This window comes from Hafnia psychrotolerans, from assembly GCF_014639435.1.
Lineage (GTDB): Bacteria > Pseudomonadota > Gammaproteobacteria > Enterobacterales > Enterobacteriaceae > Ewingella > Ewingella psychrotolerans.
The window spans coordinates 547109-565837 of the sequence record NZ_BMFZ01000001.1 but is presented as its reverse complement, the minus strand read 5'-3'; the positions used below and the strand labels follow the sequence as shown (position 1 = coordinate 565837).

Below are 18729 nucleotides of genomic sequence, written 5' to 3'. Positions count from 1 at the left end.
ACCTGTTTGGTTTCAGAAACTAAGGATGAGGGGAAACGAAATCTGTGAGGTGTTGTTTCAGGGTGCGAAACAGGAAGCCGCGGTCTTCGCCGCATAGCCAGCAATCAATACCCTGACTACGCCAAAACTGTTGCTGTTGCGGTGTGCGGGGATTGGCACAGAAACGCTTCCCTGCCGCGATACAACGGCTGGCAAGTAAGCGGATGTGCATTTCAACATCAGGATGCGACGGCTGCGGGCCGAGCTGCATATTCATTGCCAGGTCCAGCGCCCCTTCCATCACCAGTGTCACCTGCGGAATACGCAGAATTTCATCAATGGCGTCAATGCCGGGCACCGTCTCAATCATGGGTACCAGCCACAACTTCTCATTCACATGGCCGATGTAATCGCCAAGCGGCATCGTGCCAAAACCGGTGACACTGCCACCGGTGATGCCGCGCGTACCCAGCGGCGGGAAGAACATCGCATCACGCAGCGCACTCACCTGCTGCGCACTTTCGGTACGTGCCAGCACAATGCCATGCGCCCCCATATCGAGAATGCGGCCGGCGCGTGGAATGTCATCCACAGTGATACGCACCAGAGGAATACACCCCTTGAGTTGCCCCAGCTGAATGCAGTGGCTTAACAATGTTTCGTTGTGAGGTAAGTGTTCCAGGTCAAGCAGAACGAAGTCATAACCCGCAGTCGCGATCATCTCTACAATCGTCGGATGCGGAACAGAGTTGAGGATGCCATACAGCGCAGATTGCGACTGCAGGCGTTCATCAGGTGAAGTCAGAGAAATCATGTGAAACCTGTTTAATAATACTTATCATTTACATTATCATTACCATTACCATTCTCTCGATATTTTTCAAATGATTTGACAAGAATAGTTAACTATATTCACTGTGTGAGGGTGACTTATCTACCTTAGGTTGCGTGGCTGGCTTACCTGAATCCTAAGGTATCTCCTCGATATTTAGACGTTATTCCCCTTTAACGATGCTAACGTGCACCAACATCACGTTAGGCAAACTTCATCAGCGGATTTTTCAAAAAGAGAAAAGATTAATGAGAGGCAAGTGGCTTTTACTGTTTTCTATCCTGCTTTGGCCGGTGTGGAGCATGGCACAACCGGTCACTGTGACCGATCTTGCCGGGCGACATGTAACGCTCAATGCCCCGGCAACACGCATCATACTGGCCGATAGCCGCATGTTACTGACGATGAGTTTGTTGCATCCTGGTGATGCGCTGAAAGGGATTGTGGCCTGGGATGATTCGTTAAAAACCCGTGCACCCGATATGGCCCGCTACTTTGCTCGTCAATATCCACGGTTAAGCGATATTCCCGTATTTATCAATCCGTATCGCAGTACGTTCAGCGTTGAGCAGGCGATGACGTTCAAACCGGATTTGGTGGTGTTTGATATCGGTATCTTGGCGAAATTGCGCGGCGAAGGCACGCTGGCACTGTTGGAAAAAAGCGGCATTCCAGTGATCTTTATCGACTTCCGCCACAAGCCGCTGACGAACACCCCCGTCAGTCTGCGCCTGCTGGGTGCAGTGACCGGCGAAACCCAGAATGCCGAACGTTTTATTCAGCGCTGGAATCAGTTACTGGCGCGCACCCGGGAACGCGTGTCGGCCATCCCACAAGATCAGTGGCCTGGCGTAGTGTTTGAGAATCATGCAGGGATGAGCGGCATGAATTGCTGCGCGGTATTTGGGCGTGATAGTTTTGGCGAGTTCATTCCAGCCGCCGGAGGGCGCAACCTGCTTGCCGATAAGGTGCCGCCACAAGGCGCGGACATTAGCCCGGAATTGCTGATCGTTGCACGTCCGGATATTTATCTGATGAGCGGTGCGGACTGGAGCCAGCGCGGTACGCCGTCGCAGGCCGTTCCCCTCGGTTATGACGCGACGCGAGCGACCACCCTGCCGCGTTTGCAGGCACTCATGCAGCGTCCCATGTTGAGTGTATTGCCGGTGGCAAATAGCCATCGCGTCATGGCCATCTACCATCAATTTTACGACAGTCCATTCAATGTCGTGGCGCTGGAGGCGATGGCGAAACTGTTCCATCCGCAGCCGTTTGCCGATGTGAATCCGCAAGCCGATCTTGAAGCGCTCTATCGTGATTTTGTCGGCATTCCCTATCGCGGCTTGTTTTTCATCCAGCAATAAACACTAAGCCCGCTCAGTGTGAGCGGGCTTATCAGGGTTTAGAATTTCACGCTAACACCCGCGGTCACTGAACGGCCTGGCGCCGGTTGGCGTCCCCACGGACTGGTATCAACACCACGGAACCAGTAGTCACGATTGAACAGGTTGTTCACCCCAATATAACCATTCATTACCGTGCTGCCAGATTTATACAAATCGCGGCTCACTTGCGTATTCCATACCCAGTAAGACGGCATCTCGCCTACCGAACCGGTGCTGTTTTCGCTTACCGAGTTTGCTGCATCAGCAAAGGATTTACTGAAGTAGTAACTCGCCAGTGATAGCGTGGTACCCCGCCATTCATAGCTACCATCCAGTGTCAGTTGGGTGCGTGAAGCATAGGGCACATCTTTACCACGGTTGACACCGTTACGCTGCTCCGCTTGCAAATAGGCATAACCGGCGTGCAGTTTCAGCCCGTCGACCGCTGCCGGACTCCAGAAGCCTTCCAGCTCCACGCCCTGATGACGGGTGCGACCAATGTTCAGGTAGCTGTCAGAGGTGCTGTCATAGGAGATCTGATCTTTATAATCGATACGATACAGACCGGCATGCAGACTGAGGTTGTCCATTGGTGTATAGCGCACGCCAGTTTCATAGTTCCACGCCAGTTCTGAGCTGACATCCCCGCCCTTCACAATCTGTGTCACTTGCGCAGGACGCAAGCTCTTCTGCATGTCGGCATACAGGAACCACGCAGGTGCCAACTGATAGCCCACGGTCAGCCCCGGCAGCCACTGTGTATCCGGCGAAGAAGTACGCTGACCGCTCGTTTTATCGACATATTTTTCGCTGACGTTCTCGTAGCGCATGCCCGGCGTAATGGTTAGGGTATCGTCGAACAATTTCACGGCGTTGCTGATATAACCCGCCCAGGCTTTATCATCAAAGCTCCAGTCGCGCGTCACCGTCGTGACACCGGTCGCCAGCGTCTGCTGACGCACCTGATAATCCACTTTTTCGCTGACGAAACGACCACCGATGATCCATCGTTGGTTCACCTTGTCACCATCGACATCCAGGCTAATACGCGGCTCGGTACCCCATACTTTGAAGTTACGTGGCGAATTTTGCACGATATCGGCAGGCAGCGCCGGGTTGAAGTTCTGCCCCGAAGTTTTACTCATGCCCACATGGAAATCACGGTCTGAGTCATGACCGAAGAACATCCAGTTAAATTCCGCCGAATCGATGAAACCGAGCGATCCCAACTGTTGGTTGTATACCGCGCTGTATCGCTTCGTGTGACCGTCATAATCATCGTACGGGCGAGTACTTTGATGGCGATCGCTCAGATAATCCGCAGTGGAAAGCGCACCAGCCAGATCGGCATGCGCGTCATAGTACTGATAAGAAAGATTTAACGTGGTGTCTTCATTGATATTCCACAGGGTGCGCACGCGGAAGTTTTGTACTTTACTGTCACTGTGCTCGCGGAACGAACTGCCTTTTACCTGGTTGGCTTCCACCTGCAGCCCGAAATCATCATTCAGCATGCCGCCAGTGCGCAGATAGGTATCCCACAGATTTCGCCCTTTGCCGTAGAAGGTAGCGCGCTCACCGATTTCATTTTCCCATTTCACAGGGATAGGCTTACTGATCAGGTTGATCACGCCGCCGACGTTATTCGGGCCATACTGCACCGCCGCCCCACCGCGCACGACGTCAATGCGGTCGATAGTAGAGAACGTCACCGGGAACAACGACATCCCTTCCTGACCGTAGGGTGCTAATGCCAGCGGAATACCGTCCTCAAGGATTTGTGCGCGGCCGCTACGGCTGTCATAAAGGCCGCGAACCGCGATCTGCGGCAACACGCCAGTGCCCGTTTCGTCCTGAATCTTCACGCCGGGAACGCGTTGTAACGCATCATCCAACGTGCGGTTTGCGCCTTTCTGCAATTGGTCGTTACTTATCACGGTGCGGCTACCGGCCCAGGTTTTCACCTCTTCGGCACGGGAATCCCCCAGCACGTTACCGGTTACCACGATGGTTTGATCTGCTGCGTAAGCGAATTTTCCTGCCAGAATCACGGCGAGCGCCGAGGCTATCTTGTTATATTTCATCGTCAACCCTGAATGATAATGTATGTAATTAGTAATGATTCTGATAAACATTACCATTATCAAACAAGAGTTGACATATCTTTACGGGCAGTAAAATCCTGTCAAGAATTTTTTTTAAACATTATGCTTCGATTCGCCAATAGGCTTTTTTATAAAATGAGGATGGAAGCGAGATTTTCCGCAGTCTGTAACGCCTTTGAAGGGAGATATTCAGTCATTCAAAAACAAATTCAAATTTTTTGAATATCATATCGAATTTTTTTGAATCAATTCGCGGGGGTTGTCACCGGCAGGCAGTTCAGGATAGTGAATCAGATTGTGAAAGCGCACCAGCTCGGCAGTGCTATTGCGATAAGCATGCGGACAATCAGCGGCAAAGCGGATGGCGTCACCGCTGGACAACCGATGCCACACGCCGTCGATATCCAGTTCCAACTCTCCAGACACCACGATCACATGCTCAATAACTCCGCGTTCATGAGGCGACGATGCGCTAAAACCACCCGCAACTACCTCGACCACCAGCACTTCAAAACCAAGCGTTGCATCAAAAGGAAACAGAGGCGTTACCCGCATGGCCGTTTCGCTCGAGCTGATCGGCGCCGGAATACCGGTTCGGTGCAGAACATCCTCTTGCAATTCCGGCGAGGAGATAAACACCGAAAACGGAATATTCATCCCGCTGGCAATTTTCCAAAGGAGAGCAACGGTAGGGCTGGATTCACCTCGTTCAATCTGTCCAAGCATGGCTTTGCTGACGCCAGTTTTGGCTGCAGTCAGTGACAGGCTCCAGCCGTAGCGGGCGCGTGTTGCTTTCAGGGTGTTGGCGATCTGTTGAGTCATGTCTTTCATCAAAATCCTCGCTCGTGTTTCGCGATGGCGCACAATAGTACCGGCATTACCGATACTGAATGCTGTCATGCTATTTCCTGCAGAAGCGGCATAGATAACAGCAGTGTGCGCAGGTATGCTGCGGATTGCAGATATGACCGTTATTCAGAGATAACATTAAGCAGGAAATAACTAAAAGATAAGAAACTGTCTGTCACCATGTGAAAAATGGCTTAGCGTTAAGCATAAGCGCTCATCAGCATGATAAAACTAGTTATGTACTTCGGTCTTGGTCCAACCGTGTTGGTACATGCAGTCATCGATTAAAATATCACGGTTATAGCGATTAGCATCGTCAGTACTATACGTTTTATCCGTATATTTTTTCCCATCTTTATCTTTTCTCGTTACGTTTGAACTTTGGATAACATTATCAGGAGGTAAATCTTTCAGCGCTTTGGCTTTGCAAGACGTCAATTGAATCGTTCTGTCATTCTCGGAGGCATCGAGTTTATCCCACCTATATTGAACGCAGCCATTTAATAGCACGCAAGCCATCACCAGAATAAATCCTTTCCACATACGTTCCACACCTTCTTTATATAATACAGCATATTATACTGAAAAATATTGCCTTAGCTTACTTTGGCAGCCACGCACAATAACACAGGCCGTTATAACGCACAATATTTGCATGATGTTGATGACCGGCGAAAATGTTTCTATTAGCCGTAGCGATTAATGCCTACGCTTCCATTCATCCACCACATCACCCAAATTTTTTGCAGTACCATTTCGTATCCAGGCCATGAAATCACGATCGAATCGAAAGCCTTCTCCGCATTGCTCAACCATAAAACGACGAACATTTTGTGTATTTTTGTAGTTTTGATCCACGATCGTTGTACGTGTTAGCACTGAGCTGTGCCAGTCGAGTTTCATCTTTCCTATTCCTATAAAGACCAGTGTGGCAAAGTGTAGATGAACCACTGATAACATGACGCTTTATTGACCTGTTCCCTCTGGCTGCAACCGCTTTTTGATTTGCGCAATAGTCTTCAGCGAAGACCGCGCCATTCACCTCTAAAGTTTTTCTGCAAAATGCCGATAACCATTCATAGCTTATTCCCAAGCGCCCAAGCCGTGGTCAGTTCCTTTTTAGGTTGTATTGAACAGGAGAGCAACATGATGGATGTATCGCAAATTACGTCACTGGCTACCAGTCTGGATAGCCAGGATCTCAGTAATCAGGTAAACACCCTTCTGCTAAAAAAGACCCTGGATAACCAACAGTCTACGGTAACCAGTATCCTCGAGTCGATCCCACCATTGCCTGCTAACCCGGCGATCGGACGGAATATCAATACCACGGCCTAAACGGTCGTTTAACAGAGAGTAAAGCACTGATTTGCCCACCGATGTTATCGCCGGGTTGAGATGTGCTGAAAAGAACTGCCCCGTGATTGAAAGAGGTCGTCGGTCCTGTGCCGATGGGTCAGTCACCCTCTGAGAATGGCACGCTAAAGTGATTCAGGGTAAGTGCTTACGGGTTAAGAATATTGAGCAAGAATCACGTGATGTTCACCGCTTCATCCCTTTATGTTCCATACTGGTTTTAATCAAAATTTTATGTAATCTAACGAACTCATGTCCTCGTTACCGAGATTGCCAATGAATTTCTCCTCCATTAAAACCGTCAGAAAGCATCTCGAGACAGTCTATCGCACCCTGATCGGCGTATTCATCAATTATGCGCTCGCTCAACACAACCCACTGCGACAGGAAAAAGTCTGACACCATGCGCCAACATTCCATTCAACTGTTCCCCAGTACCCTCGCGGGTGTCGAGGTGGTAAACGCCGACAGCGATTTCTCCTTTGGGCGGCATACTCACGATCAGTTCGGCATCGGTTTGATGGACAGCGGCGGGCAAAAATCACTGAGTGGGCGCGGCAATGTCGAGTCGATGGCTGGAGATATCATTACCGTTAATCCGGGGGAAGTTCACGACGGATCCCCTCTCGGCGGTCCGCGGGCCTGGCGTATGCTCTATTTTGATACTGAGCTTATCAATCGCTGCTTTGTGGATATTACCGAGGGAAAATCTGTCGGCCGGTATTGACTAACCGTTGCATGGCTGAAAACTTTAATCGATTATATCGCGCCATTATCAGTGTTAACGGCGACAGTGAGAGGTTGGCCGCCGATGAGGCGATGTTGACCATGACCTCGGCCCTGGCGCAAATTCCCAGACTTCCGATGAAATTACCCTTAAAAGGGGTGTTGTACGCGAAGGAAAGAATGGACGACGAGCCTGGAAGTGCCGTATCGCTTCCTGAGCTGGCAGCGATTGCTGGCCTGGGTCAATTTACGTTTCTACGTGCTTTTACGCAGTACAGCGGGATGACCCCGCATGCCTATCTTTTGCAGCGGCGTCTGTCTTGGGTACGCCAGCTTATTACACGCGGAATGAGCTTGGCTGATGCAGCCATAGCTGGCGGGTTTGCCGATCAAAGCCACATGACGCGTCTGTTTGTCCGCAGTTATGGCTATACGCCGGGCCTGTACGCGCGACAATGTTCTAAAGTCTAGTTGCCCCTGTTCTGCAATTTTATTCAAGACAGCAAAAACGCTTAATCTGAAACTGAAGCGGTTATTTTCAGCTTCCGGTGAGGGTTAATATGTTGATTCCTGATAATGATTTTCTGGTGACCTCTTTACTGATCGTCATATCGCCCGGCACGGGCGCCATCATTACGCTTTCTGCTGGCCTGCGGCAGGGAACACGTAGCGCAATAATGGCCGCTGCGGGCTGTACGCTCGGCGTATTGCCGCATATGCTGGCTGCTATTACCGGCCTGGCCACCTTACTGCATGCCAGCCCGTTGTTATTTTCCCTCGTCAAATATACCGGTGTGGCTTATCTGCTGTTTATGGCGTGGCAAACGCTGCGAGATAAGGGATTGTTATCTGTGGATCACCTCGGATTAACTTTATCTCACCGTGCCTTAATACAGCAGGCGGTCGTGGCCAATCTTCTTAATCCTAAGCTGTCGTTATTTTTTTTGGCTTTTCTGCCACAGTTTGTCGCCGCCAATGATGCACATCCCACACGGAGTATGTTGATGCTTTCAGCTATTTTTGCCGCCATGACTTTGGCTGTATTTTCTCTGTATGGCATTTTCGCTTCGGCCGTCAGTCAGAGGGTATTAGGAAATAAGCGGGTCATGACCGGCATTCGTTGGGCGGTGGCGTTGGCCTTTACTGCGGTTGGAATTCGGCTGGCGATGGCCGTGCAATAATAAAGGATGAGCGGTATCTGGTTGCCGCTCATACCGCACTGAGATGTCAAGATTAGAAGTGGTGACTCAGTGAGTCGTAGTATAAATTTAGGATTCGATTTCAGACAATTAAGGAGCAGGCATGTCGCAGAATTTACCGGGAATTGAAGTATTGTTTGTCGCTGGGTTTGGGCCCATCTCGCTGAATACTGAATCCAGCGCCGAATTTTATGTGCAGGCACTCGGTTTGCCGCTTAAGCCAATGGAGGGTAACTGCGATTACCTGCTATCTGAAGAGGGTCTGTTGAAGGGCGTTAAGCATTTTGCAGTCTGGCCACTATCACAGGCCGCAAATTCATGTTTTGGCGCAGTGCAGTGGCCAACTGAGCACCCGATACCACAAGGATGGATTGAATATGAGGTACGGGATCTCGATTCTGCGACCAGGATCTTGAGCGAGAAAGGTTATCGCCTCTTGGTGGCTAACCGTACAGAACCCTGGGGGCAAACAGTCACTCGCCTACTCAGCCCTGAAGGGTTGCTCACCGGACTTACGATAACTCCATGGCTTCGTGGGTAGACAATGCCCTCTTCTGGCACAAAACTGCCCACGGCTACGATCAAGGTCCGCTTTGAGCGAAAAGCGGATATGTGATAGCACGCTAACCCTTGAGGTAACAGAGGAAACTTGCCCCAGAGTGGGCTCTCAATAAAAATTGTCATTACGGAAAATAGAACCATGCTGTTGAAATGAGATCATTTTTAACTTCGAAGACAGCCACGCTTTCCAAAGGGTTGGGAGACAAGCCATATATCAATTCGTGATCGAAAACTTTATTACCTAGCACGATTCTGGAAATAAGTTCTGCTTTAAGTTCTGGATTGTTGAAACGATTGTTGTTGTAAAACTCACGTAATGATTCTTTTCCTATGGTTGAAGGGCTTTCGGCGGGCATCCGATATCCTTTAAACTCTTCTGAAAAACAAGCCATGAACGCTTCAATATCATGAGCATTATAGGCTTCAAACTGTGCCTTAACCGGCGACTCTGTCGACATGCTAACCTCGCTTTAAATTAAATATATATGCAAACTGATAGCATAAAAATTCAATAAGAGGAAGCGAGCATAGTTTAAAAAATCAAACTTCATTCGACCAGGCTCATCGTTACCAGGCCCCCTTCTGGCACCACACCGCCCTTTGCAGGAAAAGAACTTAAGCCAATATGAGCAGGCATCTTGCAAAAGCAGCAGTGCGCGGGAAAGTGACGGTGGCCTGGTTCGCTCGATTTTTTAATGCGATGAATAACGATGTTTAGCCGTTTGAATTTCTTCTCTGTGCTCACCAGCCCATTTTAAAATTGCCTGTAAATGCGGTTCTAAAGAGCGACCAAGGGGAGAAATCTCATAGATAACTGCAACAGGTGAAAGACTCAGCACGGTACGCGATATAAATCCGCTGGCTTCAAGCCGTCGAAGGCATTGTGTCAGCGCCTTCTGTGTTACATCAGGCAGGGCGCGCCTTAATGCATTGAATCTCATCGGTTCATTGCAAAGTTCATTCAGGACCAAAAGTGTCCATTTGCTGGTAAGTTCTTCGAGAACAACGCGACTGTGTTCCAGTTTTTGTGGTGATGACGACATCGCTAAGGATACTCCCGGCTACCAGGTAGCATCCTGGTACCTAATTGCATTCAGGTGTAAATAGTATACTACTGGTGTCTCACATAACAGGGAGACACCTATGAATCTCAATCATCAGAGTAAAACTGTCCTTATCTTCGGTGGTACGGGTCAGCAAGGCGGTGCCGTTGCATCGGTATTATTGTCCACTGGCTGGAAAGTCAGGGCGCTGGTGCGTGATCGACAAAGTAAAAAAGCGCAACAACTGGCTGCGTCCGGCGCCGAGATTGTGGAGGGCGATTTGTCTGATTCAGCTTCCATTCGTGCAGCCATGACCGGCGTCTACGGTGTATTCAGCATTCAACCCAGTTCTGGTCAGGGTGAGCTTTATGGGATTTCTGATGAGCAGGAAGTGCTTTATGGAAAAACTATCGCAGATATTGCCGTTGAGCTAGATGTTCAGTATCTGGTTTATACATCGGTGGGTGCCGCTGGCAAAGGGCTGACCGGGATGGGGCATTTCGATAGCAAAACAGAAATTGAAGAATATCTCAGCTCTCTGGATATCCGCCATACCATTATCCGCCCGGCAGCATTTATGGAGCTTCTGTTACTGCCCGGCATGGGGCTCTCGCAAGGTAAGTATTCATTCTTTGTCCATCCTGATCAGTCTTTCCAAATTATCGCAGTACAGGATATCGGGAAAATTGTCGGCCATCTTTTTGAACACCCTCAGCAGTTCGCCGGACAAACACTCGAGATAGCCGGAGATGAAGTGACCGGCATCGATTTACAAAAGATTCTGAGTCAGGCGGCCGGAAAATCCATTCACTATCAACGCTTCACTGATACGCTTCTCAAGGAAAATACTTTTCTGGGGCGACTGTCAGCCGTTATCGATGATGGCCGCGGGGCTGGAAATGCAGATCTGACCGCTTTAAGAGAGACGTTCGGGCATCTGTTACGATTTGACGAATGGATTAAAGGACCAGGGAAAGATCTACTTGTCACGGCTTTACAGGCAAAAGACACTCACATTTCACTGCGATAGCCCGTGCATAAGCGCCGCCCCTATATTCTGAATGTGAACGTATGCAACTTTGCTTCAGATTACTGGGCGGTGGTGACTTTCTTTGCCGGGCAGCGCCATTCCAGATACTGACCCTAATATCGTTCATAGGACCTCTCTGCCCTGCCCTTTATTTATTAACGCGTCAGGCTGCGAATTCAACGGGTCGATGCAACGCTATCCTTAACGTCAGAGTGCATCTTTCATTTCCCAGCCATTAATGACTTGGTTAAAGTAGGAGCAACTGTTTTTTCCTGAATAATTCATGAGGGTAATGATGCAAGAAATCGATAAGATCGTAAATTTCGCTGCTAATCCGATATTGGATACGAATTTTCTTTCTCAGTGTCAACGGACACTGAATGAAAAGGGTGTCCTGGTCTTGCATGATTTTCTTATTCCTGCTGCGCTGAAAGCGATTAAGCGTGAGGGGGATGAAAATCGCCATTTGGCCTATTACACCCGCAGTAATCATAATGTTTATCTGTTGAAACCTGATGCCGGGTTGCCAGATTCGCATCCAAGAAATCGGCAGATTGTCTCCTCAAAGGGCTGTATTACCGATGAAGAGATCCCGCAGGACTCGGCACTGCGCGCACTGTATGACGCGCCAGTGTTTCGTGCGTTTCTTTGCGCAGTGCTGGGTGAGGCGCAGCTGTATTCTTACGCTGACAAACTCTCTTCAATCAACCTGCATTACGCCAGCGAAGGCCAGGAGCTGGGCTGGCATTTCGATAACTCGTCTTTTGCCATCACCCTGCTGATTCAAAAACCCCAGGCTGGAGGCGTGTTTGAATACGTTGAGAACCTACGCAATGCTGATGCTGGCGACATGAATTTTGATGGTGTTGAAAAATTACTGGATAAGCAAACCGAGCCGAAAAAACTCGGCATTGAGGCAGGCGATCTGGTGCTGTTCCGCGGTCGAAATGCGATTCATCGTGTGACGCCAACCGAGGGAGATACCACGCGCATGCTGGTGGTTTTAGCTTACAATTCTCAGCCTGATATTTCGCTATCCGAGTCTGCCAGAATGACCTTCTACGGGCGTATTTAACGGCCTGCGGTTCTGATTCAACACAAAGCGAATCAGCACCGCGTTTTATCATCGGCTAATGTGTTCGCGGCTGAAAATCTGCCGCGGATGACTAACCCGCTCCAGGTCAAAGGTCCCAAAACAAGAAAAGCCCGCTTACGTTTTGAACTGTTGCCATAACGTTGGGCAGTTCATCTTAAGCGGGCTTTTTGCTTTTTGGTTTCAATTATTGAAACCGGTCAGTACATCTTAGATGTCGAAGCGATCCAGATTCATCACCTTGGTCCAGGCCGCGACAAAGTCTTTAACAAACTTCTCTTTGGCATCAGCGCTGGCGTAAACTTCGGCTGAAGCACGTAATACGGCATTAGAACCAAACACCAGATCGGCACGCGTGGCTGTAAATCTGACGTCTCCGCTGAGGCGATCGCGTCCTTCGAAGCGTTCTCCTGAGGCGTCGATGGCTTTCCATTCCGTGCGCATATCAAGCAGATTTACAAAGAAGTCCGCGTTAAGCTCACCCACTTTGTGGGTGAAAATCCCCTGTTGACTGCCATCGTAGTTTGTTCCAAGTGCTCGTAATCCACCGATGAGTACCGTTAATTCCGGCACGGTTAGCGTAAGCTGCTGAGCCTTATCTATCAGAAGATTTTCAGTCGATGTACTGCCGGCCACGCCGCGATAGTTACGGAAACCATCCGCTTTGGGTTTAAGCAATTCGAACGATTCAATATCTGTCTGATCCTGACGGGCATCCACGCGACCGGCGGTGAAAGGCACGTCAACCAGGACGTTGGCCGCTTTCGCTGCCTGTTCAACACCGACCACGCCCGCCAGAACGATGATATCGGCCAGAGAAGCTTTCTGGGATGACTGTTGAATACGCTCCAGAGTAGGCAGTACACGAGCAGCAATGGCGTTAACATCCCACTCTCTTTGCGGGAGCAGCGCCAGCCGGGCGCCGTTTGCGCCTCCTCGTTTATCACCGCCACGGAAGGTTGAAGCCGAAGCCCACGCCACCGAGGCCAGTTCCCCGACGGTCAGGCCAGAAGCCGCAATCGTCTCTTTCAGCTGCGCGATATCAGCAACGGTGGGGTGATATACCGGTGTAGGTAGCGGGTCTTGCCAGATTAAGTCTTCTTTTGGCACTTCAGGTCCGATATAACGCGATTTTGGTCCCATATCTCGGTGAGTCAGTTTGTACCAGGCTCTGGCAAAAGCTTCGTTAAAGGCCTGTGGATCACCGTAGAAACGACGCGATATCTTCTCAAACTCCGGATCGAAACGAAGCGTCAGATCGGTGACCAACATCGTCGGTTTGTGTTTTTTTGATGAGTCAAAAGCATCAGGAATAATATCCGGCGCATTGGACGCTTCAAACTGAATAGCCCCCGCAGGGCTGCGCGTCTGTACCCACTCGTATTTAAAGAGGTTGTCGAAGAAGTAATGGCTCCACTGCGTTGGCGTCTGAGACCAGATCACTTCTAGGCCGGACGTTATGGCATCTGTACCAACACCGGTTCCATGACTGCTGGCCCAGCCCAGGCCTTGCGCTTCAATAGGTGCAGTTTCAGGATCAACACCGACATGACTGGCAGGACCAGCACCGTGCGTTTTACCCAGCGTATGGCCACCGGCGATGAGGGCAACAATCTCTTCATCGTCCATCCCCATATTGCCGAAGGTCGCACGGATAGCTGGGGCGGCTGAAGCAGGATCACCACTGTGGTTGGGGCCTTCAGGGTTGACGTAAATAAGCCCCATTTCTGTTGCGCCCAACGGTGATTGCGCCAGGGATTCAGGATGACGGTGTTCAAGCCAGGTTGTCTCGTCGCCCCAGTTCACATCCAGATCTGGCTCCCATACGTCCTCGCGCCCGGCACCAAAGCCGAAGGTGCGAAAACCTGAATTTTCCAGAGCGACGTTGCCCGCCAGAATATAGAGATCGGCCCAGGAGATTTTTTGACCGTATTTTTGCTTCACAGGCCATAGCAAGCGGCGTGCTTTGTCGAGGCTCACATTATCTGGCCAGGAGTTTAAAGGGGCGAAGCGCTGCTGACCGCGCCCTGAACCACCCCGCCCGTCGTGGGAGCGATAAGTCCCTGCGCTGTGCCACGCCATGCGGATGAAAAGACCAATGTAGCTGCCCCAGTCGGCGGGCCACCATGACTGCGAATCAGTGAGCAACGCTTTGAGATCGGCTTTGAGTGCAGAATAGTCTAGTTTGGCGAATTCCTGACGATAATCAAAGGCTTCACCCAACGGATTCGTGCGATTTGAGTGCTGATTCAGCAGATCGACTCTTAACTGGTTAGGCCACCAATCTCGATTATTTGTCCCGCCGCCAGCAGTTTTAAGAGAATTCCCCTCATGAAAAGGGCATTTACCGGCAGATGTTTCCTTATCCGCTTCAACAATTGGCTTTGCATCTTTTGCGTCTTCATCATTAGGATTGCTCATGGTGATACTCCTTTTATGGACAGTCACCCCACTATATAGGTGGATTTAACTAAGCCATACTTGAATCACTCTATATATTTGATAGATCTTTCCTTAGGATTTAAACATGCATTCTGCGGGCCGTGGCAATGAAAGGATTCTCTCCATAATGATATCTTAGCCGGTTACTGACGAAGACGATCCTAATCAGATTGCCGTCAAAGTCGGTACCGATTTGGCCGCGCGCGGTGTTGCCAGCACGAACGGCCTGGCAGAGGCGTTATCCAGCGACTGGTTCGGGTACACCGATCAGGACACCGAGCCCACCCCCTATTGGGTGTCGGGATATTGCGGTCGATTAGGCCCGTTTTCACACGCGGCGAGTTCGACAATTTGCCCCAAAGCGATCACTGCGCCAAGATAGTGACGGGTTAAAGGAATCCCCGTCAGATGAGCCCAATGAGAAAAGCCCGCTTAAAAAAGCGGGCTTTCATGATTATTGATATCGATGGGTGACAACCCTTCTATCAATCATAATATTCAGGCGCGTGCCTGAACGTTGGCCAGGCATCCGGGTCATGGCCGGTCACCACTTGTGCATTTGTGCGACTCACCAACATGTGCATTTTCTGCACCGAGCGAACGGCCTCAACGGCTGAGGACATGAATCCCGGTAGCGCTTTCTCATCCCAGTGATCCATTGTGTATGCGGCATCGATAGTCAACAGCAGCGAACCTGAGTGGGGCAAAGTGACCAATATTGACTGATGCCCAGGCGAATGGCCGGGTGTAAATACCGTTTTTAGCGTACCGTCGCCATAAATATCATAAAAATCATTGCCCTCGCCTTCCAGAAACTCCCATTTCAGACCCGGTCGGTCAAAGTCGTTTCTGATATAACCTCCTGCCGCAAACCAGTCGGGCGTAAAGGCATATTCGTACTCGCGGCGCTGAACGATGTGTGTCGCATTAGGGAAGCGCCCAATCGCGCCGGTATGGTCGAGATGCAAGTGCGATTGCAACACATAGCGGATATCTTCGGGATTGATTCCCATCTTTTTCAGTTGTGCCACACAACCCTGATCTTCACGCATTACCGGCCAATAAACATCGGTGATCCCGCCCCAATACCCTTTGGGATCGGTGGCGGTTTCGACGGCATTGCCGCCATCAATCAGCGTGTGACCATCAGGGTGAGTCAACAGGAAAAACGGAACAGGGATTTCATAATCGGCCCCGTTTCCCTGATTCATTTTGATATTGTGGACTTTGCATTTTAGCGAACCAGTTTGAAACATATATAAGCGAATATCGGTCATTTTATTATGTCCTTTCACGTTTCACTTCGTAGGGTGTTGGCGATGATGATCAAAAAGCTTCCTGGTAAAGTGCCAAAGCGTCAGCCTCTTTTACCTCGACCGGATTATTGGTCAGAAGACGGGTCTGTTTCATCGCATCTGAGGCCAGCAACGCCAGCATATCTTCCTTCACGCCGACGTCGCGTAAACGTCTCGGCGCACCGCTTTCATCCATGATGCTGATCATTGCCTCAATAAACGCGTTGCAACGCGTTTGGATATCCCCTTCGCCGCTCACATTGAGTACGTCGGCTAATTCTGCATATAACGGTGCTGCAGCTTTGGCGTTGTAACGCAATACGGCACCCAGCATCAGCGCATTCGAGAGGCCGTGGGGAATGTGGTAGTGACCGCCAAGTGGATAAGCCAGCGCGTGTACCGCCGCCACCGGCGAGTTGGCAAAAGCCTGACCGGCCAGTGTTGCGCCCAAGAGAATGGACTCGCGAGCATGCCGGTTAGCACCGTCACGACAAGCCGTGACCAGATGTTTGGAAATCAGACGTAATGCTTCACGCGCCAAGGCATCGGACATCGGATTCTTTTTGTGCTTACTGGTGTAAGCCTCAATGGCATGCACCATCGCATCAATCCCCGTCGCGGCGGTATGTGTCGCCGGTAAGCCAACGGTTAATTCCGCATCCAACAAAACAAAATCACAATAGAGCTGGCGTGAAACAACGCCCATTTTGGTCGTTTCGCCGGTGGTGAGAATGGCAATGTTGGTCACTTCCGAACCTGTGCCCGCGGTGGTTGGGATCTGCACCAGCGGTAATCGTTCGCCCTCAACATTATCAATACCGTACAATCCACTGAGCTCCTGTGTAGAGTGCGCCAGAATTGCCGCCAGTTTTGCCACATCCAGCGACGACCCACCGCCAAGACCAATCACGATATCGATGTGCTGCTCCTGCGCAAGACGTGCGGCGTCAAGAACAATGGCTTCCGGCGGGTCAGCGATGACCTGGTCAAAAACCACGACATCGAAACCTTGTTCGCGTAGGTTCTTTTCCACAGGCTGTAATAAGCCGGCTTTTACTAGCCCACCATCTGTCACAATGAGCGCTTTACGGGCGGTAAAACGGCCCGACAGGATCTCGCCCAGGCGTTTGGCACCTGACCATTCAACCAACATCGATGGGACGGTTCTGAATTCAAAGGGCTTCATAGCATCTGACATAATACTTCCCTCTTTCCTGATGAATTAACGTGGGTAAGTTTCCATCGTAAAACGGGAGGCTCACCCGACTGATGTGCAGAAATATTTGATCTCAAGATATTCGTCGATACCGTATTTTGAGCCTTCTCTGCCGATCCCTGACTGCTTGATTCCTCCAAAGGGTGCGACTTCATTGGAGATCAGCCCGGTGTTATGACCGACCATGCCATACTCCAGCGCCTCCGCCACCCGCCACATCCTTTTGCTGTTTTCAGTAAAGAAGTAAGCCGCCAGACCGAACTCAGTATCATTGGCCATGGCCACCGCCTCTTCTTCGGTATCAAAACGGAACAGCGGCGCAACAGGGCCGAAAGTTTCCTCCCGCGCAATCAACATGTCGCGAGTGACGTTGACGATCACCGTTGGCTCAACAAACAAGCCACCGAGCGCATGCCGATTGCCGCCCACCAAGACTTCACCGCCCTGACTTTTTGCATCCTGAATGTGGCTCTCGACTTTAGCCACAGCATCCTCATCAATAAGCGGTCCAATCAGAACGCCTTCTTCAACCCCGTTGCCTACCTTAAGTCCTCTGACGCGCTCCGCCAGGCGCTGCGCAAAACGATCGTAAATGCTGGACTGCACCAGAAAACGGTTAGTGCATACGCACGTCTGGCCAGCATTGCGGAACTTGGATTGCAACGCGCCTTCCACTGCGGCTTCAATATCCGCATCATCAAAGACGATAAATGGTGCGTTTCCTCCTAATTCAAGGGAGATACGCTTCAGCGTTGGTGCGCATTGGGCCATCAACAGACGTCCGATCGGCGTCGAACCGGTGAAAGAGAGTTTTCTGACCACATCACTCTTGGTCAACACGCCGCCAATGATTTTTGCCTCGCCCGTGACAATTTGCAGAACCCCGGCGGGGATCCCCGCCCGTATCGCCAGTTCGCCCAGCGCTAATGCGGTCAGCGGCGTTTGCTCTGCCGGTTTAACGATCATTACGCAGCCCGCCGCCAGCGCAGGTGCGGCTTTACGGGTGATCATCGCCGCTGGGAAATTCCAGGGAGTAATTGCGGCGCAGACACCTACCGGTTGTTTCAGTACGATCAGCCGCTTATCAGACTGTGGCGAGGGGATCACGTCGCCGTATGTGCGTTTGCCTTCTTCGGCAAACCAATCAATAAATGACGCGGCATAGGCCATTTCCCCACGAGATTCGGCCAGAGGTTTGCCCTGCTCTGCGGTCATGATGGCGGCAAGATCAGCACTGTTCTCCGTGATGAGATCAAACCAACGGCGCAATACCCCACAGCGCTCTTTGGCCGTTTTCTCGCGCCAGAGTAAAAAAGCCTGTTGTGCTGAGGAGATCGCCTCTTCGATAGCGGCCTGTTCAAGCTGGGGGACATTGGCGACTACCTCGCCAGTCGCTGGGTTTGTTACCGGGTATGTTGTACCGTCAGCAGCAGAACGCCATTCACCGGCGAGTAGACAGGTTTCTTTGAACAACGATGGATCGCGTAACTCAAGCATGTTTTCCCTCCTCACTAAAAAATGGGTATTTACAAGTTCATTATATTGAACTAAATTCACTATACTGAATTGTGGCACATAGATTAATTAAACGTCAAATTACTGTTAAAAAAGTGAGACC

General features: G+C 50.5%; 19 protein-coding genes and 1 pseudogene. 8 read left to right on the top strand and 12 right to left on the bottom strand.

The window, feature by feature from the left end:
• Window positions 1–19 precede the first annotated feature (19 nt).
• Window positions 20–793 carry an HpcH/HpaI aldolase family protein gene (locus IEV89_RS02605; protein ID WP_188470097.1) on the bottom strand — a complete coding sequence of 258 codons (774 nt, stop codon included), beginning with the start codon at window positions 791–793 and terminating at the stop codon, window positions 20–22.
• A gap of 266 nt (window positions 794–1059) precedes the next feature.
• Here IEV89_RS02605 and IEV89_RS02600 point away from each other — a divergent pair, with 266 nt between their 5' ends.
• Window positions 1060–2175: an ABC transporter substrate-binding protein gene (locus IEV89_RS02600; protein ID WP_188470095.1), complete on the top strand. Its 1116-nt coding sequence runs from the start codon at window positions 1060–1062 to the stop codon at window positions 2173–2175.
• A 38-nt stretch (window positions 2176–2213) separates the two neighbouring features.
• On the opposite strand, the gene IEV89_RS02595 is transcribed toward IEV89_RS02600, so the two are convergent.
• From IEV89_RS02595 to IEV89_RS02580, 4 genes are all read right to left on the bottom strand, one after another.
• Complete coding sequence (locus IEV89_RS02595; protein ID WP_188470093.1) at window positions 2214–4280, bottom strand: TonB-dependent receptor family protein; 2067 nt, start codon at window positions 4278–4280, stop codon at window positions 2214–2216.
• Window positions 4281–4526: 246 nt separating this feature from the next.
• Complete coding sequence (locus IEV89_RS02590) at window positions 4527–5132, bottom strand: helix-turn-helix domain-containing protein (protein WP_188470366.1); 606 nt, start codon at window positions 5130–5132, stop codon at window positions 4527–4529.
• 249 nt (window positions 5133–5381) lie between these two features.
• Window positions 5382–5693 carry a hypothetical protein gene (locus tag IEV89_RS02585; RefSeq protein WP_188470091.1) on the bottom strand — a complete coding sequence of 104 codons (312 nt, stop codon included), beginning with the start codon at window positions 5691–5693 and terminating at the stop codon, window positions 5382–5384.
• 156 nt (window positions 5694–5849) lie between these two features.
• Window positions 5850–6053 (bottom strand): DUF6434 domain-containing protein, encoded by a 204-nt coding sequence (locus IEV89_RS02580; RefSeq protein WP_188470089.1) that lies wholly within the window; start codon window positions 6051–6053, stop codon window positions 5850–5852.
• Window positions 6054–6299: 246 nt separating this feature from the next.
• Here IEV89_RS02580 and IEV89_RS02575 point away from each other — a divergent pair, with 246 nt between their 5' ends.
• The 5 genes from IEV89_RS02575 (at window position 6300) to IEV89_RS02560 (ending at window position 8972) form a co-directional block, all read left to right on the top strand.
• The gene (locus IEV89_RS02575; protein WP_188470363.1) at window positions 6300–6488 is read left to right on the top strand and encodes a YjfB family protein; all 189 of its coding nucleotides are present in this window, start codon (window positions 6300–6302) and stop codon (window positions 6486–6488) included.
• A 421-nt stretch (window positions 6489–6909) separates the two neighbouring features.
• Window positions 6910–7233, top strand: coding sequence for an AraC family ligand binding domain-containing protein (locus tag IEV89_RS21600; protein WP_229746341.1), 324 nt, complete (start codon window positions 6910–6912; stop codon window positions 7231–7233).
• Between the two features lie 11 nt (window positions 7234–7244).
• Window positions 7245–7703, top strand: a complete 459-nt coding sequence (locus IEV89_RS21595; RefSeq protein WP_229746340.1) for a helix-turn-helix domain-containing protein — start codon at window positions 7245–7247, stop codon at window positions 7701–7703.
• Between the two features lie 89 nt (window positions 7704–7792).
• On the top strand, window positions 7793–8413 hold the full coding sequence (locus IEV89_RS02565; protein WP_188470087.1) for a LysE family translocator: 621 nt from the start codon (window positions 7793–7795) through the stop codon (window positions 8411–8413).
• Window positions 8414–8534: 121 nt separating this feature from the next.
• Window positions 8535–8972, top strand: a complete 438-nt coding sequence (locus IEV89_RS02560; protein ID WP_188470085.1) for a VOC family protein — start codon at window positions 8535–8537, stop codon at window positions 8970–8972.
• A gap of 142 nt (window positions 8973–9114) precedes the next feature.
• On the opposite strand, the gene IEV89_RS02555 is transcribed toward IEV89_RS02560, so the two are convergent.
• Window positions 9115–9450, bottom strand: a complete 336-nt coding sequence (locus IEV89_RS02555) for a nuclear transport factor 2 family protein (protein ID WP_188470083.1) — start codon at window positions 9448–9450, stop codon at window positions 9115–9117.
• Window positions 9451–9684: 234 nt separating this feature from the next.
• The gene (locus IEV89_RS02550) at window positions 9685–10035 is read right to left on the bottom strand and encodes a winged helix-turn-helix transcriptional regulator (RefSeq protein ID WP_188470081.1); all 351 of its coding nucleotides are present in this window, start codon (window positions 10033–10035) and stop codon (window positions 9685–9687) included.
• Between the two features lie 100 nt (window positions 10036–10135).
• Between IEV89_RS02550 and IEV89_RS02545 the strand changes: the two genes are divergently transcribed.
• Complete coding sequence (locus tag IEV89_RS02545) at window positions 10136–11065, top strand: NmrA/HSCARG family protein (RefSeq protein ID WP_188470079.1); 930 nt, start codon at window positions 10136–10138, stop codon at window positions 11063–11065.
• Window positions 11066–11360: 295 nt separating this feature from the next.
• Window positions 11361–12140 (top strand): HalD/BesD family halogenase, encoded by a 780-nt coding sequence (locus tag IEV89_RS02540; protein WP_188470362.1) that lies wholly within the window; start codon window positions 11361–11363, stop codon window positions 12138–12140.
• A gap of 228 nt (window positions 12141–12368) precedes the next feature.
• Here the strand turns inward: IEV89_RS02540 and katG are convergent, their stop codons facing one another.
• The 5 genes and pseudogenes from katG to IEV89_RS02515 all read right to left on the bottom strand — a co-directional run bounded on the left by katG (window position 12369) and on the right by IEV89_RS02515 (window position 18608).
• Window positions 12369–14579, bottom strand: a complete 2211-nt coding sequence (katG, locus tag IEV89_RS02535; protein ID WP_188470077.1) for a catalase/peroxidase HPI — start codon at window positions 14577–14579, stop codon at window positions 12369–12371.
• Between the two features lie 184 nt (window positions 14580–14763).
• A pseudogene (locus IEV89_RS02530) lies at window positions 14764–14864 on the bottom strand (RidA family protein); the annotation flags it as partial.
• Window positions 14865–15085: 221 nt separating this feature from the next.
• Complete coding sequence (attM, locus tag IEV89_RS02525) at window positions 15086–15877, bottom strand: AttM family quorum-quenching N-acyl homoserine lactonase (protein WP_188470075.1); 792 nt, start codon at window positions 15875–15877, stop codon at window positions 15086–15088.
• Window positions 15878–15926: 49 nt separating this feature from the next.
• Window positions 15927–17093, bottom strand: a complete 1167-nt coding sequence (locus IEV89_RS02520; RefSeq protein ID WP_188470073.1) for an iron-containing alcohol dehydrogenase — start codon at window positions 17091–17093, stop codon at window positions 15927–15929.
• Between the two features lie 60 nt (window positions 17094–17153).
• Window positions 17154–18608, bottom strand: a complete 1455-nt coding sequence (locus IEV89_RS02515) for an NAD-dependent succinate-semialdehyde dehydrogenase (RefSeq protein ID WP_188470071.1) — start codon at window positions 18606–18608, stop codon at window positions 17154–17156.
• Window positions 18609–18729 lie beyond the last annotated feature (121 nt).

Excerpts from the sequence above, each read along its gene's own strand:
- IEV89_RS02605 (WP_188470097.1), bottom strand. The coding sequence starts at position 793 with ATGATTTCTCTGACTTCACCTGATGAACGCCTGCAGTCGCAATCTGCG.
- IEV89_RS02600 (WP_188470095.1), top strand. The coding sequence starts at position 1,060 with ATGAGAGGCAAGTGGCTTTTACTGTTTTCTATCCTGCTTTGGCCGGTG.
- IEV89_RS02595 (WP_188470093.1), bottom strand. The coding sequence starts at position 4,280 with ATGAAATATAACAAGATAGCCTCGGCGCTCGCCGTGATTCTGGCAGGA.
- IEV89_RS02590 (WP_188470366.1), bottom strand. The coding sequence starts at position 5,132 with ATGAAAGACATGACTCAACAGATCGCCAACACCCTGAAAGCAACACGC.
- IEV89_RS02585 (WP_188470091.1), bottom strand. The coding sequence starts at position 5,693 with ATGTGGAAAGGATTTATTCTGGTGATGGCTTGCGTGCTATTAAATGGC.
- IEV89_RS02580 (WP_188470089.1), bottom strand. The coding sequence starts at position 6,053 with ATGAAACTCGACTGGCACAGCTCAGTGCTAACACGTACAACGATCGTG.
- IEV89_RS02575 (WP_188470363.1), top strand. The coding sequence starts at position 6,300 with ATGGATGTATCGCAAATTACGTCACTGGCTACCAGTCTGGATAGCCAG.
- IEV89_RS21600 (WP_229746341.1), top strand. The coding sequence starts at position 6,910 with ATGCGCCAACATTCCATTCAACTGTTCCCCAGTACCCTCGCGGGTGTC.
- IEV89_RS21595 (WP_229746340.1), top strand. The coding sequence starts at position 7,245 with ATGGCTGAAAACTTTAATCGATTATATCGCGCCATTATCAGTGTTAAC.
- IEV89_RS02565 (WP_188470087.1), top strand. The coding sequence starts at position 7,793 with ATGTTGATTCCTGATAATGATTTTCTGGTGACCTCTTTACTGATCGTC.
- IEV89_RS02560 (WP_188470085.1), top strand. The coding sequence starts at position 8,535 with ATGTCGCAGAATTTACCGGGAATTGAAGTATTGTTTGTCGCTGGGTTT.
- IEV89_RS02555 (WP_188470083.1), bottom strand. The coding sequence starts at position 9,450 with ATGTCGACAGAGTCGCCGGTTAAGGCACAGTTTGAAGCCTATAATGCT.
- IEV89_RS02550 (WP_188470081.1), bottom strand. The coding sequence starts at position 10,035 with ATGTCGTCATCACCACAAAAACTGGAACACAGTCGCGTTGTTCTCGAA.
- IEV89_RS02545 (WP_188470079.1), top strand. The coding sequence starts at position 10,136 with ATGAATCTCAATCATCAGAGTAAAACTGTCCTTATCTTCGGTGGTACG.
- IEV89_RS02540 (WP_188470362.1), top strand. The coding sequence starts at position 11,361 with ATGCAAGAAATCGATAAGATCGTAAATTTCGCTGCTAATCCGATATTG.
- katG (WP_188470077.1), bottom strand. The coding sequence starts at position 14,579 with ATGAGCAATCCTAATGATGAAGACGCAAAAGATGCAAAGCCAATTGTT.
- attM (WP_188470075.1), bottom strand. The coding sequence starts at position 15,877 with ATGACCGATATTCGCTTATATATGTTTCAAACTGGTTCGCTAAAATGC.
- IEV89_RS02520 (WP_188470073.1), bottom strand. The coding sequence starts at position 17,093 with ATGTCAGATGCTATGAAGCCCTTTGAATTCAGAACCGTCCCATCGATG.
- IEV89_RS02515 (WP_188470071.1), bottom strand. The coding sequence starts at position 18,608 with ATGCTTGAGTTACGCGATCCATCGTTGTTCAAAGAAACCTGTCTACTC.